This window comes from Rhizobium sp. BK196 (assembly GCF_014193255.1).
Taxonomy (GTDB): Bacteria; Pseudomonadota; Alphaproteobacteria; order Rhizobiales; family Rhizobiaceae; genus Rhizobium.
On the sequence record NZ_JACHZB010000003.1, the window covers coordinates 105,817 to 121,873 of the forward strand.

Annotated in this window: 13 protein-coding genes and 1 tRNA gene; 7 read left to right on the forward strand and 7 right to left on the reverse strand. The window is 59.1% G+C overall.

Features of this window, described 5'->3' with window-relative positions:
- The first annotated feature begins 104 nt into the window (after window positions 1-104).
- The gene (locus tag FHT78_RS11645) at window positions 105-881 is read left to right on the forward strand and encodes an SDR family oxidoreductase (protein WP_183743700.1); all 777 of its coding nucleotides are present in this window, start codon (window positions 105-107) and stop codon (window positions 879-881) included.
- Between the two features lie 18 nt (window positions 882-899).
- Here the strand turns inward: FHT78_RS11645 and FHT78_RS11650 are convergent, their stop codons facing one another.
- The 3 genes from FHT78_RS11650 to ilvA form a co-directional block, all read right to left on the reverse strand.
- A complete protein-coding gene (locus FHT78_RS11650) occupies window positions 900-2,171 on the reverse strand; it encodes a GGDEF domain-containing protein (protein WP_183743702.1) in 1,272 nt (423 codons plus the stop codon).
- A gap of 223 nt (window positions 2,172-2,394) precedes the next feature.
- Window positions 2,395-2,724 carry an HlyU family transcriptional regulator gene (locus FHT78_RS11655; RefSeq protein ID WP_183743704.1) on the reverse strand — a complete coding sequence of 110 codons (330 nt, stop codon included), beginning with the start codon at window positions 2,722-2,724 and terminating at the stop codon, window positions 2,395-2,397.
- A 36-nt stretch (window positions 2,725-2,760) separates the two neighbouring features.
- Window positions 2,761-4,011 carry a threonine ammonia-lyase gene (gene ilvA, locus FHT78_RS11660; RefSeq protein WP_183743706.1) on the reverse strand — a complete coding sequence of 417 codons (1,251 nt, stop codon included), beginning with the start codon at window positions 4,009-4,011 and terminating at the stop codon, window positions 2,761-2,763.
- Between the two features lie 195 nt (window positions 4,012-4,206).
- On the opposite strand from ilvA, the gene FHT78_RS11665 reads away from it, so the two are divergent.
- Window positions 4,207-4,569, forward strand: a complete 363-nt coding sequence (locus tag FHT78_RS11665) for a VanZ family protein (protein WP_183743708.1) — start codon at window positions 4,207-4,209, stop codon at window positions 4,567-4,569.
- 31 nt (window positions 4,570-4,600) lie between these two features.
- Here the strand turns inward: FHT78_RS11665 and FHT78_RS29640 are convergent, their stop codons facing one another.
- The 4 genes from FHT78_RS29640 to wrbA form a co-directional block, all read right to left on the reverse strand.
- Window positions 4,601-4,732, reverse strand: a complete 132-nt coding sequence (locus FHT78_RS29640) for a hypothetical protein (RefSeq protein ID WP_281412846.1) — start codon at window positions 4,730-4,732, stop codon at window positions 4,601-4,603.
- 298 nt (window positions 4,733-5,030) lie between these two features.
- Window positions 5,031-6,815 (reverse strand): adenylate/guanylate cyclase domain-containing protein, encoded by a 1,785-nt coding sequence (locus FHT78_RS11670; protein WP_183743710.1) that lies wholly within the window; start codon window positions 6,813-6,815, stop codon window positions 5,031-5,033.
- A 353-nt stretch (window positions 6,816-7,168) separates the two neighbouring features.
- Window positions 7,169-7,254: transfer RNA gene (locus FHT78_RS11675), tRNA-Leu, on the reverse strand.
- Between the two features lie 148 nt (window positions 7,255-7,402).
- Window positions 7,403-7,999, reverse strand: coding sequence for an NAD(P)H:quinone oxidoreductase type IV (gene wrbA, locus FHT78_RS11680; RefSeq protein WP_183743712.1), 597 nt, complete (start codon window positions 7,997-7,999; stop codon window positions 7,403-7,405).
- A 221-nt stretch (window positions 8,000-8,220) separates the two neighbouring features.
- Here wrbA and FHT78_RS11685 point away from each other — a divergent pair, with 221 nt between their 5' ends.
- The 5 genes from FHT78_RS11685 to FHT78_RS11705 all read left to right on the forward strand — a co-directional run bounded on the left by FHT78_RS11685 (window position 8,221) and on the right by FHT78_RS11705 (window position 15,786).
- Window positions 8,221-8,997: a competence/damage-inducible protein A gene (locus FHT78_RS11685; RefSeq protein ID WP_183743714.1), complete on the forward strand. Its 777-nt coding sequence runs from the start codon at window positions 8,221-8,223 to the stop codon at window positions 8,995-8,997.
- Between the two features lie 99 nt (window positions 8,998-9,096).
- Window positions 9,097-9,939: a universal stress protein gene (locus tag FHT78_RS11690; RefSeq protein ID WP_183743716.1), complete on the forward strand. Its 843-nt coding sequence runs from the start codon at window positions 9,097-9,099 to the stop codon at window positions 9,937-9,939.
- 168 nt (window positions 9,940-10,107) lie between these two features.
- Window positions 10,108-10,605 (forward strand): xanthine phosphoribosyltransferase, encoded by a 498-nt coding sequence (gpt, locus tag FHT78_RS11695; RefSeq protein ID WP_183743719.1) that lies wholly within the window; start codon window positions 10,108-10,110, stop codon window positions 10,603-10,605.
- 219 nt (window positions 10,606-10,824) lie between these two features.
- Complete coding sequence (locus FHT78_RS11700) at window positions 10,825-11,391, forward strand: hypothetical protein (protein WP_246715262.1); 567 nt, start codon at window positions 10,825-10,827, stop codon at window positions 11,389-11,391.
- A gap of 582 nt (window positions 11,392-11,973) precedes the next feature.
- Window positions 11,974-15,786, forward strand: a complete 3,813-nt coding sequence (locus FHT78_RS11705) for a vitamin B12-dependent ribonucleotide reductase (RefSeq protein WP_183743723.1) — start codon at window positions 11,974-11,976, stop codon at window positions 15,784-15,786.
- The last annotated feature ends 271 nt before the right edge of the window (window positions 15,787-16,057 follow it).

The following is a 16,057-nucleotide window of genomic DNA, read 5'->3' on the forward strand; positions in this document are numbered from 1 at the left end:
AAATCTCCCGACATACGGACTTGACTTATCTGGATTACAGTCATAATCCTTATGGATATCGATCATAATCCAGATCGAGACATTTTCCAATAGGAGCCATTCCCATGCGTCTTAAGAACAAGGTCGCACTCATTACCGGCGGCAACAGCGGCATCGGGCTTGCCACCGCCAAGGTCTTCGTTGCCGAAGGCGCGAAGGTCATCATTACCGGCCGTAACCCGGAAACGCTCGCAGCAGCCAAGAAAGCGCTTGGCGGCGATGTGCTGGCGCTGAAGATCGACCTCACCGATGTTGCGGCCGCGGAGAAGGTCTTCGCCGAAGCTGCTTCCGATGTCGGCAAATTCGATATCGTCTTTGCCAATGCCGGCATCGGCGGCGCAACGCCGCTCGGCCAGACCTCGCTGGAACAGTTCGAGAAGATCATCAGCACCAACCTGACCTCGGTCTTCTTCACGGTTCAGTCCGCACTGCCGCATCTGAATGATGGCGCCTCGGTCATTCTCAATGGTTCCGTTCACGCCGTTCTCGGTGCGCCGGGCTGGTCTGCCTACGCCGCCACGAAGGGTGCTGTGCGCTCCATGACCCGCAACCTCGCCTCTGAACTTGCACCGCGCGGCATCCGCGTCAACCAGGTAACGCCTGGCGGTACGCGCACGCCGATCTGGTCGCCCTACGCGCAGACGGAGGATGCAATGACGGCACTCGAAGAAAAGCTCGGGAATATGAGCGCGCTCGGCCGCATGAGCGAGGCAGACGAGATCGCAAAGGCTGCGCTTTATCTCGCCTCGGATGATTCCAGCAATGTCACGGGGATTGAGATCACTGTCGATGGCGGCATGACGAGCGCTCCCTCCGGCGCCAAGATCTTCCGAACCGCCTGAGCGAGACGGATTTGCGCTCTAGCTGATCTTGACCACTCCGGAGCGGCCGACGACACAATTGCGGCCGCTCTTCTTTGCATCGTAAAGGCGGCTATCTGCCGCAGACAGCACGGTCGTGAAGCTGATGCCATCTTCGTCGGCGGTCGCAACCCCTATGCTCACCGATACCGACGCCTCATCCGGCGTCTTCACACTGGTCTCGATCGTCCAGCGCAGGCGCTCCGCCAACAGCAAGCCTTCCTCATGGCCTGTGCCGGGGCAGACGGCGACGAACTCTTCACCGCCGAAGCGGAAGATGCGATCGCTGGAGCGGAGCGTCGTTCCGAGCCTCGAAGCAATGGCCTTCAGAACCTCATCGCCCTGAAGATGGCCGAAGCCGTCATTGACGTCCTTGAAATGGTCGGCATCGATGATGAGAACGGTCGCATACTGGCCCTGCCGAAGCGCCTCGCGTACCATCAGCGGCGCCTCCAGCTCCATGCGGCTGCGGTCATAGACGCCGGTCAAGATGTCGCGGCCGGTGCGCTCCAGAAGATCGTTGTAGCGCTCGCGAAATGTTAGATCGCCGAAGAGGTCGCTGATCGAGCGGGCCGAGGCGGCAACGCCGTCCCGGCGGACATAGTATTCGTAGACGGCAAACATCAGGGAATAGAGGCAGACAGCCAGCATTTTGGCTTCCCATCCCGCCCAGAAGGCAGCCATCGGAACGCCCACGAAATAATGAAGACCGCTGAAGAAACAGATCTGGTCAAAGGTCAAAAGCACGAGCCCGGAGATCATGAAGCGCAGCACCACGCGCCGGCGCATGAAATCGCCAAGTTTCTCGTAAAGCAGGATGATTCCGAGCGAGTCGAGATAGAGGATTGCCGTGCCCCAGACCATCAGCCAGCCCATCTCCTTGAGGAAGTCAACGTCAGCGGGATGACCGGGCGACAGCTCCAGCGGCTGATGAAGCTGCAGCACCCAGGCAATGGCGACGGTCAGAAGATTGCCGAGAAACAGACCATAGATCGGCTGGCGAACGGTCGCCGCGTCCTCCTGCAGGTAGAGCATAAGGATCATCATCAGCTTGCCGGAAAAGAATACTGAAGAACCCGGCGAGACGTTCCCAAACGGCAGGGAAACATAGAAAACTGCTGCGAGATACGTCTCCATGAAATGCATGACGCCGAGCGCCGTCAGGAAGACGCCCAATCCGAGGCGATGGCGAAAATGCAGGAGGCTGACCATCAGCACGAAATAGCCGATGGCTTCGAAGATGAAGAGCGCGGAGTTGAAAAGCTCCATCACAGTCCTCCACCCACAACAGGAGTGCAAGCCGCAGCCGCCGCGGCGGATCTTCTGTTCAATCGTCCGGAAAGCTCAAACACAAGCGGTGCCCTGCAAAACCTGCAGGCGCCACCTTCACCATAATCCTTTAAGATTAGGTGAGCAAAGCAGCAGTTTCCGTCACGGAAATGCTGTCATAGTTTTGAAAAACAACGGGAAATGTCAGTTCGGACTAAGCTTGCCGTTAGACCTGACGAAGCTTCTCGCCATCGCTGAAAAGCGAAGGCCCGTGCTGATCGATAATCTGTTGCGCCTTGCGCACCGTGCATTCAATCGCATCATCCGACGAGGAAAAGAGATCAGCGCGGATGAACTTGCGGACGAGAACGTCCTCACCGACCTTCTTTTCGATGCGGCCGGCCAGACGATATTGGCCACCTTCCTTCTGCGGCTCGGCATAGATGGTGCAATCGCCATAGAGCTGAGGCTCACCCGAAGGACCCGCAGCTGCCTCGCTCGAGGATTTGCCACCGCCGGAGAAGACCGAAAGAATGTTTGAAAGGAACGAAGCCATAATCCGCCTTTAGCACGCAGTGCAGTTGACGCAAAGTCAAATGATCAGGTTTGCGAGGATCTCGTTTTCGGTAATATCCTCAAAGCCCATGCCCGCGCTTTCGAAATTGGCAACCAGCGTTACGAAATTCTCCGGGGCCGTCGTCTCGATACCGATCAGGATCGAACCGAAATTGCGCGCCGATTTCTTGAGGTATTCGAAGCGGGCGATATCATCATGCGGCCCGAGAAGATTGAGGAAATCGCGCAGTGCGCCGGGGCGCTGGGCAAGGCGCAGGATGAAATATTTCTTCAGGCCGGCATAGCGCATCGCCCTTTCCTTGACATCGGGCAGCCGCTCGAAATCGAAATTGCCACCGGAGACGACGGCGACGATCGTCTTGCCCTTGATGGCCTCGCGATCCATGGCGGCGATCGCCGTCAGCGACAGGGCGCCAGCCGGCTCCAGCACGACACCTTCGACGTTCAGCATCTCCTGGATGGTAACGCAGATGGCGTTTTCCGGCATCAGCCTGACCTGTTCGACCGAAAAGTCCTTCAGGGCCGCGAAATTCAGGTCACCGATGCGGGCGACGGCCGCGCCGTCGACGAAATTGTCGACCTTGGGAAGCGTCACCACCTGCCCGGCTTCGAGGCTGCGGCGCAAGCTCGGGGCGCCGGCAGGTTCGGTAAAGATAAAATCGGATTTCGCAACGATGCCGTCGAGATAACCGGTGATGCCGGCGGCAAGGCCACCGCCGCCGACCGGCAGGACAACCATGTCGGGCACCGTGCCTTCGGGAAGCTGCTGCATGATTTCTGCAGCAACGGTCGCCTGGCCCTCGATGATATCGACATGATCGAAAGGCGGCACCATGACGCCGCCGATCGCTTCGACGTGATCGCGGGCCGCCTGATAGCACTGGTCGAAGAAATCCCCGATGAGCTTGATGGTGATGAAGCCGGCGCCGAACATGCGGGTCTTGTCGATCTTCTGCTGCGGCGTGGTGACCGGCATGAAAACGACGCCCGGCACGCCGAAGTGGCGGCAGACGAAGGCGAAGCCCTGCGCGTGATTGCCGGCAGAAGCACAAACGAAAGTCTTGCCGCCCGCACCTTCGGCAATCGCCTTGCGGAAGAAATTGAACGCGCCGCGGATCTTGTAGGAGCGAACAGGCGAAAGATCCTCGCGCTTCAGCCAGATATCCGCGCCATAGCGGGCGGAGAGGTGGTCATTGAGCTGCAGCGGCGTAGCAGGGAAAAGGCTGCGCATTGCCTCTTCTGCGCCTTCGACATCGTGTCTTGTCACGGGCGTTCGTCCATTTTCAAAAATCCAGACGTCGCTATGACACAGGCAACCGACAGAAAGAAGCCCGTTTGCGCCATTTGCGGTTCGCTTGATGAAAGGCTTCCTTAAGCGCGTCTTCTAATTGCGCCCAATATCCGGGTCAGGTGGACGGCTTTTAACTTGATGTCGCGCAGCAATTACTAATATGACAGCAAGATGACACCCAAGATCACAAAGCTGCTGGCATGGCTTCTTTTCGCCTTCATCCTATTCGTCACAGTTTCGCCGATCGAATTGCGACCCCACACGATCGAAACACCTGACATCGACCGTGCCGCGGCTTACCTGACAGCAGGGCTGACTTTTGCTCTCGCCTATCCGAAACAATGGAAGGCGGTTGCCGTGCTGCTGATCTTCGGTGCGTTCGCGATCGAATATCTGCAGTACCTGTCGCCGACGCGGCATGCGCGCCTTCACGATGCAGGCATCAAGGCAGCAGGCGCAGCACTCGGCCTAATCGTCGGCTGGGTCTTCAACAAATGGCGTGAAACGAAAACCGGGGCGAACGCCCCCGCGTAATTTGCCGGGACGCTGACACGCGTCCGGCACGTCAAAGCCCGCGCAGTTGCAATGTCCAAAAGAACAGCGGCACCACCGCCATCGTCGTTCCCAACAATAGAAAGGCGCTCATCTTGAAGAGCCTGATGCGCCGCGTTCTTGCTCCATCCCAGTCGTAAACCATCGTCTTACTCCCACTAAGACAATACTTACTCAACCGCACAGTGCCCACATTTTTTGCACCGTTAAGGCCATAGACAAGCGCTGCCTATGGTTTATTCACATTATACAAGCATATTCGAACGGATTTATAAAGGTAGCGCGAGCGACGGGATCGAGCCCGTATAGGCTAAGGCCGATGGGTGTGCGTTGACGGAATCCGCTGCTTAATTACCGGAGTCAGCGCTCAGCATAAAGCTGCTGGCGCGTTTCGACGGCGCCGCCCTCAGTCGAGGACAACCCACTGTCGAGAGATCTGGAATTCAGCCAAGGGTCTTGCGTTTTTCTACGTCGCTGGCCGTTGAGACGAACTCGCCGGCACCGGCCTTGATCAGCCCGTCGCGGATATGCTGCGTATCGGATTCTTGGGTGTAGTGCAGCGTAGCGAGGAACGGCTCGATGCCGAATTCGGGCGCAAGCGCGTTGACCTGCCTCATATGTGCGGATGCCGCAATATCATCGCCGAGCCATCCATAGCAGGCCGCGACGAAAGCGTGCTGGACGTGGTCCATGGCGGAAAGATGCATGAAGGCCTCGATCGCCTCGCCATATTGCCGGGCGGTGAAATGGGCCTTTCCCAGGTGACTCCAAAAACGTGCCGGATGATGCGGGTTGAGCCGCATGGCCTTGCGGATCCACTCGACTCCTTCTTCCGGCCGGCCGAGCCAAGTCAGCAACTCGCCCTGCTGAACCACCACCAGGTCGTAATTGGGGTTGAGCGAGAGGGCGCGCTCCTGATGATAGCGTGCTGTCGTCAGCTGGTTGTTGTTGACATTGACCGCGGCGAGAATGCGATGCACGTCGGCGTCGTTATCGTCGAGCGCAAGCGCCCGCTCCAACTCGGAATTGACCTGCGCCCAAGCGGCATCCTTGTCACTGCACCAGCCGTTCACCCAGGCCTGCCCGAGGATGCAAGCGCGCCAGGCATGGGCATGCGCATAGCCTGGGTCGAGTTCGATGGCCCTGTCGATCAACGCCTGGGCTTGCGCATTGTCCGAGGGGCTGCTTCTGTGGTGCAGCACCTTGGCCGCGAGCGCGCATTCGTAGGCGGCCATGTTTGCCGGCTTCGTGCGGGCGAGTTGGTCTCGCTGGGCCGCCTCGACGCGCCCGGGAAGCGTGGCGGCGATCGCGGCCGTCACCTCGTCCTGGATGGCAAATATGTCGTCGAGTTTGCGGTCGTATTTGTCCGCCCAGACATGGGCATCGTTGACCGCGTCGATCAACTGGACCGTGACGCGCACCCTGTCGCCGATTTTCCGTACGCTGCCTTCGACCAGGTACTGGGCGCCGAGCTTCTCGGCCACCTCGCGCACATTGACGGGCTGGTTCTTATAGACGAAGCTGGAGTTGCGCGAGATGACGAACAGCTCGTGACGGCGCGACAACTCGGTGAGGATATCCTCGGTCAGACCGTCTGCGAAGAACTCCTGCTCGGGATCGCCGCTCATGTTGTTGAAGGGCAGAACGACGATCGTGGGTTTGGAAGCGGACCGCTTGGCGTCCGCGGCATCCGCTGTGGGCGCCAGGACGGCGGCGTCGACACCGACCCGGTAAAGGTGAACCGGACGGCTGATATTCTTTAGTGCCTTCTCGCCAAGGTCCTCGATGGCCACTTCTAGCCGGTCGGCAATCTGCGTCGCCACCGCGGCCGTGATGCAGATGCCTCCGACATCGGCTAGTTGTTCGACGCGCGCGGCAATGTTCACACCATCGCCGAAAATGTCATCGTCGTCGAAAATGATATCGCCGACATTGATGCCGATCCGGAATTCGATCCGTCGATCCTGCGGCACGTCGGAATTGCGCCGCTTCATGCGCTGCTGGATTTCCATGGCGCATCTCACAGCGTCGGTCACGCTTTGGAATTCGACCAGCATGCCGTCGCCCGTCGTCTTGATGATGCGGCCCTCGTTCTTGGCGATGGCAGGGTCGATCAACTCTATCCGATGCGTTCTGAGGCGGGCGAGCGTGCCTGCTTCGTCCGCCTCCATCAGCCGGCTATAACCTGCCATGTCGGCCGCCAGGACTGCTGCTAGTCTTTGTTTCATCGATTTGCCAACAACGGATTCGCCATGGCCAGACCGGAATTGGCGGCCTCTGCCCATTCTACCGCAGGCCGTTGCGAACGCCTATCTAAATTAGCGCCCACTGATAATGCGAGGCGGGCAAAGCAGCCAGCGCTTCGACATCCGTGAGCATAGATGAGGCCCATACGTTCTTTGCAAATCGACCATATCTGCAAGTCGACAAGCAGTCCGGGAGTTTGCTGGAAATCCATCCAACAACGTTATGGCCTGTTTGGCCCAGTCTCCGCGTCCGCGCCGCGGCTGCCCCTCCCCCAGGAAATGTCGGGATTTCTGTTCGAGGGAGGATAAGCTGCTTTTCAAACGATAATTCAATGTGGTGCGAGCGACGGGGATCGAACCCGTATAGCCTAAGGCCGAGGGATTTTAAGTCCCTTGCGTCTACCAATTTCGCCACGCTCGCGCGCCGTCCAGATCAACGACTTAGGCGGATTCGTCAAGTTTTGTTTGCAGGACACCCCCCGCGTTTTGCGAAACCTGCCGATAACTTTGTGCCAAAAATAAAACGGCGGTCCAAGGGACCGCCGTCTCAAAACTGATTTTGGCGAAGCTCAAGCCAGTTTCGCAGCAATCTTGGCGACGTGCGCGCCCTGGTACTTGGCGGCTTCGAGTTCGATTGCCGAGGGCTGGCGGGAGCCGTCGCCGTTGGTGATGGTGGATGCGCCGTATGGCGAGCCGCCCTTTACTTCTTCCGTGCCCATCTGACCCTGGAAGGCATAAGGAAGGCCGACGTAGGCCATGCCCTGATGGAGGAAGGTCGGGACGAAGCCGAGGATCGTCGATTCCTGGCCACCATGCTGGGTCGCGGACGAGGTGAACATCGAGCCGACCTTGCCGACAAGCTTGCCGGTGAACCACAGGCCGCCCGTCTGGTCCCAGAAGTTGCGCATCTGCGATGCCACCGTGCCGAAGCGCGTGCCGGCACCGACGATGATCGCATCGTAATCGGCCAGTTCGTCGACTGTGGCGATCGGGGCTGCCTGATCGAGCTTGTAGTGGGAAGCCTTGGCGACTTCTTCGGAAACCAGTTCCGGAACGCGCTTGACGACGACGTCAGCGCCGGCGGACTTCGCGCCTTCGGCTACGGCATAAGCCATGGTTTCGATGTGGCCATAAGCCGAATAGTAGAGGACGAGAATCTTCGCCATTGTTATCTCCAACGAGGACTGGTTGAATTTCGTGACCGCGACCGTTCTACCAGCGCACCCGGTTCAACATAGTCCTGCGCGCAAGAACTCACTGTTCACCGCCTGTAGACGAAATTTCACTTGCCGTTTCGTTTCGACACTTGAGCCGCGTCGCTTTGCCGTTTGCAAAGCGGCCAAACGACGCTACCTATTTCCAAGCTTCACCCCACGGAAATATCCCTATGAGCAATGAGACTGTCGTTACCGCCGCCATGCTAGCCATCGGCGACGAGCTTCTTTCCGGCCGGACCAAGGACAAGAATATCGGCCACCTCGCCGACATGCTGACCATTTCGGGGATCGACCTGAAAGAGGTTCGGATCGTCGCCGACGAGGAAGATGCGATCGTCGAAGCGTTGAATGCGCTTCGCGGCAAATACGACTACGTCTTCACGTCGGGCGGCATCGGGCCGACGCATGACGATATCACCGCGGATGCCGTAGCGAAGGCCTTCGGCGTTCCCTGCGAGCATGACGCTGCGGCGATGGTGCTGCTTGCCGAGATGTACAAGCGCCGGGAGATGGAATTCACCGAGGCTCGCCAGCGCATGGCCCGCATGCCGCGCGGGGCTGCCCATATCGCCAATCCGGTGTCGACCGCGCCCGGCTTCATCATCGGCAACGTCTATGTGATGGCAGGTGTTCCGCAGGTCTTCCAGGCCATGGTCGACAATGTGCTGCCGACGCTGAGGACCGGCACGCCCGTCCTCTCGCTCGCTATCGCCTGCCCCTATGGTGAAGGCGAGATCGGCACGCCGCTGACGGCGATCCAGAAGGCACATCCGGAAACCAGCATCGGTTCCTATCCGCGTTATGTGGGGCACAAATTTTCAACCGAGATCGTGGTGCGCGGCCGCTCGCAGGACGTGATCGAGGCTGCAGGTGCGCAGGTGCGAGCCATGATCGAGGACATCAGACGCGGGAAGGATCTTGCCGAAAACCATTCCGCGGAAGCGTGAGGACGGGATGGGGTCTTGACCGTGGTCAAGGAACTGCACCGCATTCCGGCGCATTCCTTTCCTGGCGGACCATCATTTCAGTCGCAAAGGAGAATTGATATGTCTTATAAAACCATTCTCGCCATTCTGGATACAACAGACAATAGCGCCGCCGTCGCCAATTTCGCCTTTGCCATTGCCGCAGAAAGCGGCGCCCATGTGATCGGCCTGCACGCCGAAACGATCGCCGCCGTGCCGCTTGTCGCACCGATGGAAATTCCCGATCCGGTCGCCGTGCAGGCGCTTCAGGACATGGCCCATTCAGAGACCATCGAGGTCGAGCGGATTTTCCGTGCCCGTGCGGAGGCGGCCGTCGCTTCCTTTGAATGGCGTGCCTTTGCGACGTCGACGGGATACGGCTCAGCGCCGCTGATCGAAAGCGCGCGCAGCGCCGACCTGCTGATCGCCTCGCAAGCAGATCCCGCAAGACCCTCCGACAGTCACGTGGATGTCGATGAATTCCTGTTCGAAAGCGGCCGCCCGGTACTGATGATCCCCTACATCATCCGCCAGCCGAAGCCGATCAAGCGCGTGCTGATTGCCTGGAACGGTTCAAAGGAAGCAACGCGCGCCACATTCGATGCGCTGCCGATCCTGAAGGCTGCCGAAGCCGTGGAAATCTTCTCCGTCGATCCGGCAGAAACCGCAACCCAATCGGCGACGACTGCAGGCGCCGAGATCGCTGCAACGCTTGCCCGCCACGGCGTGAATGTGACGCTTGCCACGGCCGAAAGCGGTGACAAGAACGCGTCGCACATTATCGAGAACCGGCTTTCGGACGATAGCATCGACCTTCTGGTCATGGGTGCCTATACACATTCCTGGCTCTGGCAGGCGATATTCGGTGGGACGACAAAGACGCTTCTGCAGTCCATGACCGCGCTGACATTGCTCTCGCGTTGAGGCTGCTCTTGCCTTTTGCCTCCAAATCCCGCTAATTGCGGCGACCGATGACATCAGGCTTCGGCATCCATCGCGCAGTTCCGGCTGCGCGATTTGCGTTTTGCCAGCCGATGTCCGCCCGGTCGCCGGCAAACGGCGTGTCGTTTCCTCATGCCGCGGAGCAGCCCGATGTCCCTTCCCGATAAAGCCTTTCCCGTTTCCTGGGATCAGTTCCACCGCGATGCGCGAGCGCTTGCCTGGCGGCTCGCCGGTCTCGGCCAGGAGTTCAAGGCGATCGTCTGTATCACTCGTGGCGGCCTCGTTCCGGCGGCAATCATTTCGCGCGAGTTGAACATCCGTCTCATCGAAACCGTCTGCATCGCCTCCTATCACGATTACGTCAACCAAGGCGACATGGTACTGCTGAAGGGCATAGCACCCGAGCTCGCAGAAAACGACGGTGAAGGCGTGCTCGTCGTCGACGACCTCACCGATACCGGCAAGACCGCGGCCCAGGTGCGCGGCATGCTGCCGAAGGCGCATTTCGCCTGCGTCTACGCCAAACCGAAGGGCGTACCAACGGTCGATACCTTCGTCACCGAAGTCAGCCAGGACACCTGGATCTACTTCCCCTGGGACATGGGCTTCACCTATCAGGAGCCGATCGCCAAAGGTCCACGCGACTAGGCATAATTCGGACGCGCATTCGAAAGAGCAATTTCCAATTTACAATTGGAAATTGTTCCAGATTTCGTCTTCCCGACAGCTATTTTCTGCCCCCAGCCGGTAACATCCATTTTATTTTATTAGCATAAGGTCAAGCAACTACCGGCCGCAGAAAGATCGGGCATCAAAATGCGGCTGAGTGGGTTGGGGAAGCTGATGGCACGCTTGGGCAGATTTCAAATGGCAACCGCCTCCGGGTTGGTCGGCTGCCTGTTTCTTTATACTCCTGCGGGGGCTGAGCCGGCTTATGTCGGCATTGTACGCGAATATGTCGAAAAACTCGTCCGGCCGACGGTCGAAATGCCGCTCGTCGTGAAAGCGATCGAAGAGCAGAATAGCAAATTCGGCGATGTCAGCGAAATGGATATGCGGGTGCTGGACGAGACCTACCGGGCGGAGGTCGCGCGGGGCGACCTGCAAATGGTCAAGGCACTGATGGCGAAGTCCGTCTCGCAATACCTCAAGTCGAAGCAGGACGATTCGCAGGGAACGATCCTCGAATTCTTCGTCACCGACTGCCACGGGCTCAATGTCGGCCAGAGCGGCATCACCACGGATTATTGGCAGGGTGACGAGGACAAGTTTTTGAAAACCTTCTCGCTCGCTTCGCAGGATATCTATATTGGCCGGGCGGAACGCGATGAATCAACGCAGCTTCTGGAGACTCAGGCAAGCTTCGTCGTCACCGACGAGAAGGGCATTCCGATCGGCACCGCAACCGTCACGATCGCCATCGACGCCCTCTAAACCGGGCTGACCTCCGTTGCCGAATCGGCATGCGCATTTACGCCGCAAAAGCCATCCTAACTTTTGCCTTAGTCGATTTTTCTAACAATTCGCCCGTTCCTTCACTAAATCGTCCTCGCAAGCCTTTGTATTTTCAGGTTTACCAGGATTTTCCCCAGTCTCCACAAGGACATCCACAAGATGTTGTGGTTAGCAAACGGTTACGTTCCACCCCTTGACGGAATCAGCTGTTTCAAACTTAATGTGTCAGATGTTGCGGCGGCGACTGAACCGGAAGTAACGAGCCCGGTTCTCCCAGGAAAATTGAACGCAAAGTCAGGGTGTTGTGCCGTCAAAGGCGGTAACGCCCGAGGAGAGTTTTGCGCCTTTTTCCAGCCTCAAAAAACGACATCGGGGACTGGTAAAAATAAGCTGTTAACACTATATTTAGCGTTTGCAGCCAGCCTCACCACAAGATACAGGAAAATCATCTCCGGATGACAATCCTGTCACAAGACGGAACGAGCACCGGCTGCACGACGGGACACCGTGTAGCCGGACGGGAATTTTGCGCCCTTTGGGTGCCAACAAGAGGTTAAGGACATGCGCATCGAACGTCGGTTTACGAAGGCTGGTCAAGGCGCCTATGCGGATATCGAATTCCGCAAGGCGACGAGCGAGATCAAGAACCCTGATGGCTCCATCGTCTTCCGCCTCGAAAACATCGACGTCCCCGCGCAGTTCTCGCAGGTCGCCACCGACGTTCTGGCCCAGAAATATTTCCGCAAGGCCGGCGTTCCTGCCCGCCTGAAGAAGGTCGAAGAGAACGATGTCCCCTCCTTCCTCTGGCGCTCCGTTGCCGACGACGCAGCGCTGAAGACCCTGCCGAAGGACGAACAGACCGGCTCTGAAATCGATGCGCGCCAAGTCTTCGACCGTCTCGCCGGCACCTGGACCTATTGGGGCTGGAAGGGCGGTTACTTTTCTTCGGAAGAAGATGCAGCCGCCTTCAAGGACGAGCTTGCCTATATGCTCGCCACGCAGCGCGTCGCCCCGAACTCCCCGCAGTGGTTCAACACCGGCCTGCACTGGGCCTACGGCATCGACGGTCCGGGCCAGGGCCACTTCTATGTCGATCCCTTCACCGGCAAGATCACCAAGTCCAAATCGGCCTACGAACATCCGCAGCCGCATGCCTGCTTCATTCAGTCCGTTGAGGACGACCTCGTCAACGAAGGCGGCATCATGGACCTCTGGGTGCGGGAAGCGCGCCTCTTCAAATATGGCTCCGGTACCGGCTCCAACTTCTCCATGCTGCGCGGCGAAGGCGAGAAGCTCTCCGGCGGCGGCCGGTCTTCCGGCCTGATGAGCTTCCTGAAGATCGGCGACCGCGCTGCCGGGGCCATCAAGTCTGGCGGGACGACGCGGCGTGCGGCCAAGATGGTGGTCGTTGACATCGACCATCCCGATATCGAGGAATATATCAACTGGAAGGTCAAGGAAGAGCAGAAGGTTGCCGCTCTCGTGACCGGCTCTAAGGTCGTCGCTCAGCATCTGAAGGCGATCATGAAGGCCTGCGTCAATTGCGAAGGCGACAATGGCGATTGCTTCGATCCGGCCAAGAACCCGGCGCTGAAGCGCGAAATCCGCGCTGCCAAGAAGGACCAGGTTCCGGAAAACTATGTCCAGCGCGTCATCCAGTTTGCCCGCCAGGGCTACAAGGACATGGAGTTCAAGACCTACGACACGGACTGGGATTCGGAAGCCTATCTCACCGTCTCGGGCCAGAACTCCAACAACTCCGTCTCGATCAAGGACGACTTCCTGCGCGCCGTCGAGGAAGATGGCGACTGGAACCTGACCGCCCGCAAGGACGGCCGGGTCATGAAGACGCTGAAGGCCCGCGGCCTCTGGGAAACGATCTCCTATGCTGCCTGGGCATCGGCCGATCCGGGCATCCACTTCAACACGACGATGAACGACTGGCACACCTCGCCGGCCGGCGGCCCGATCCGAGGCTCGAACCCGTGCTCAGAATACATGTTCCTCGACGACACGGCCTGCAATCTTGCTTCGCTGAACCTTCTGCAGTTCAAGGACAAGGCCACCAAGCGCATCAATATCGGCGACTACGAACATGCCGTTCGCCTGTGGACCGTCGTGCTCGAAATCTCGGTCATGATGGCGCAGTTCCCTTCCAAGCGCATCGCGGAACTCTCCTATGAATACCGCACGCTCGGCCTCGGCTACGCCAATATCGGCGGCCTGCTGATGTCGACGGGCATCCCCTATGACAGCGCCGAAGGCCGCGCCATTGCAGGCTCGCTGACGGCGATCATGACCGGTATCTGCTACGCAACTTCGGCCGAAATGGCTGCCGAACTCGGTCCGTTCCCGAACTACGAGCCGAACCGCGAACACATGCTGCGCGTCATCCGCAATCACCGCCGCGCCGCCCATGGCGAGAATGCGGGCTACGAGGCTCTCTCGGTCAACCCGGTCGCGCTGATCCATCAGGAAAACCCGGACCGGGATCTTGCCGCCCATGCAATGGCTGCCTGGGACAAGGCGCTCGAACTCGGCGAAAAGCATGGCTACCGCAACGCGCAGGTCTCGGTCATCGCACCGACCGGCACGATCGGCCTCGTCATGGATTGCGACACGACCGGCATCGAGCCTGACTTCGCACTCGTGAAGTTCAAGAAGCTTGCCGGCGGCGGCTATTTCAAGATCATCAACCGCGCCGTTCCGGATGCGCTGCGCACGCTCGGCTATTCCGAAAGTCAGATCGCCGAGATCGAAGCTTATGCTGTCGGCCACGGCAACCTCAACCAGGCACCGGCCATCAACCCCTCGACACTGAAGGCCAAGGGGTTCACCGACGAGAAGGTGGAAGCCGTCAATGCGGCTCTGAAGAGCGCCTTCGACATCAAGTTCGTCTTCAACCAGTGGACGCTCGGCGCCGACTTCCTGAAGACCACCCTGAAGGTCTCCGACGAACAGCTCAGCGACATGAGCTTCAGTCTGCTGGAGCATATCGGCTTCTCGAAGAAGGACATCGAGGCTGCCAATATCCACGTCTGCGGTGCGATGACGCTGGAAGGCGCGCCCTTCCTCAAGAAGGAACACCTGCCGGTCTTCGATTGCGCCAATCCGTGCGGCAAGATCGGCAAGCGCTACCTTTCAGTCGAAAGCCATATCCGCATGATGGCGGCAGCCCAGCCCTTCATCTCGGGTGCGATCTCGAAGACGATCAACATGCCGAACGAAGCGACCGTCGAGGATTGCAAAAACGCCTATATGCTCTCCTGGAAGCTCGGCCTGAAGGCGAATGCCCTCTACCGTGACGGCTCCAAGCTGTCGCAGCCGCTCAACGCTTCGCTGATCGAGGACGAGAGCGACGAGGATGCGCTTGAGGATCTGATCCAGCAGCCGCTCGCTGCCCAAGCCGTGACGGTCACCGAAAAGATCATCGAGAAGGTGATCGAGCGTGTGTCCCGCGAACGCGAGAAGCTGCCGAACCGCCGCCAGGGCTACACCCAGAAGGCTGCCGTCGGCGGTCACAAGGTTTACCTCCGCACCGGCGAATTCGGGGATGGCCGGCTCGGCGAAATCTTCATCGACATGCACAAGGAAGGGGCTGCCTTCCGCGCGATGATGAACAATTTCGCCATCGCCATCTCGCTCGGCCTGCAATATGGCGTGCCGCTGGAAGAATATGTGGAGGCCTTCACCTTCACCAAGTTCGAACCGGCCGGCATCGTCATCGGTAACGACGCGATCAAGAATGCCACGTCGATCCTCGACTACGTGTTCCGCGAACTTGCCGTTTCCTACCTCGGCCGTCACGATCTTGCCCATGTCGATACGTCGGACTTCTCTAACACCGCGCTTGGCAAGGGCATCCAGGAAGGCAAGACCAACCTGCTCTCCACCGGCTGGACCCGCGGCTATAAGCCGACGCTCGTTTCCGGCACCGGCGGCGAACGCCAGGCCGGCGAACCCAAGGGAGCGGCAACGGCAGCCCCTGCCCGCGCCTCTTCGACCGGCTCGGTAACCTCATTTGCGGGAGCCGCCGCCCGCAAGCTGGAGCCGACAGTCGCCATCTCCACCTCCGAAATCGTCGCCTTCAAGCGTGACTATGAAGAGCGCGCCAAGGAGCTGGCAGAAGAGATCGCCGAAGAAGTGCTCGAAGAAGCCGGCAGCGACGCAACCGCTCTCTTCTCCGACAAGGCCGCAGCCGACGCTGCAACCGCCAAGACGGAAGCCAAGAAGATGGAAGCCGAACGCCGCGCCCGCTCTATCATGCAGGGCTATACGGGCAACATGTGCTCCGAGTGCCAGAACTTCACGATGGTGCGCAACGGCACCTGCGAGAAGTGCGACACGTGTGGTGCGACCAGTGGCTGCAGCTGATTCCTTGGGAAATCTTGGCCGCCGTCACTCGTTTGAAGCGCGGCCATTGAAGTGAGCTAGAAATTGAAGTGGCCGGATCGGAATGGTCCGGCCATTTTCATATCGGTGTCGCGCCCACTCATGCGGGTGATGGTTTTCCTTGAATAATCCGGAGAAATCATCTTCCGCGCAAAGCAGACCGCGCCCGATGGATGTGCAATGCGCAAGCGGATGATGCCCACAGGCTAGAGTCCGGCGACCGAATGGCGGGCAGTGAAGGGAGAATTCATCC

Excerpts from the sequence above, each read along its gene's own strand:
- FHT78_RS29640 (WP_281412846.1), bottom strand. The coding sequence starts at position 4,732 with ATGGTTTACGACTGGGATGGAGCAAGAACGCGGCGCATCAGGCTCTTC.
- wrbA (WP_183743712.1), bottom strand. The coding sequence starts at position 7,999 with ATGGCGAAGATTCTCGTCCTCTACTATTCGGCTTATGGCCACATCGAA.
- FHT78_RS11685 (WP_183743714.1), top strand. The coding sequence starts at position 8,221 with ATGAGCAATGAGACTGTCGTTACCGCCGCCATGCTAGCCATCGGCGAC.
- FHT78_RS11645 (WP_183743700.1), top strand. The coding sequence starts at position 105 with ATGCGTCTTAAGAACAAGGTCGCACTCATTACCGGCGGCAACAGCGGC.
- FHT78_RS11705 (WP_183743723.1), top strand. The coding sequence starts at position 11,974 with ATGCGCATCGAACGTCGGTTTACGAAGGCTGGTCAAGGCGCCTATGCG.
- FHT78_RS11690 (WP_183743716.1), top strand. The coding sequence starts at position 9,097 with ATGTCTTATAAAACCATTCTCGCCATTCTGGATACAACAGACAATAGC.
- FHT78_RS11670 (WP_183743710.1), bottom strand. The coding sequence starts at position 6,815 with ATGAAACAAAGACTAGCAGCAGTCCTGGCGGCCGACATGGCAGGTTAT.
- FHT78_RS11665 (WP_183743708.1), top strand. The coding sequence starts at position 4,207 with ATGACACCCAAGATCACAAAGCTGCTGGCATGGCTTCTTTTCGCCTTC.
- FHT78_RS11655 (WP_183743704.1), bottom strand. The coding sequence starts at position 2,724 with ATGGCTTCGTTCCTTTCAAACATTCTTTCGGTCTTCTCCGGCGGTGGC.
- FHT78_RS11700 (WP_246715262.1), top strand. The coding sequence starts at position 10,825 with ATGGCAACCGCCTCCGGGTTGGTCGGCTGCCTGTTTCTTTATACTCCT.
- gpt (WP_183743719.1), top strand. The coding sequence starts at position 10,108 with ATGTCCCTTCCCGATAAAGCCTTTCCCGTTTCCTGGGATCAGTTCCAC.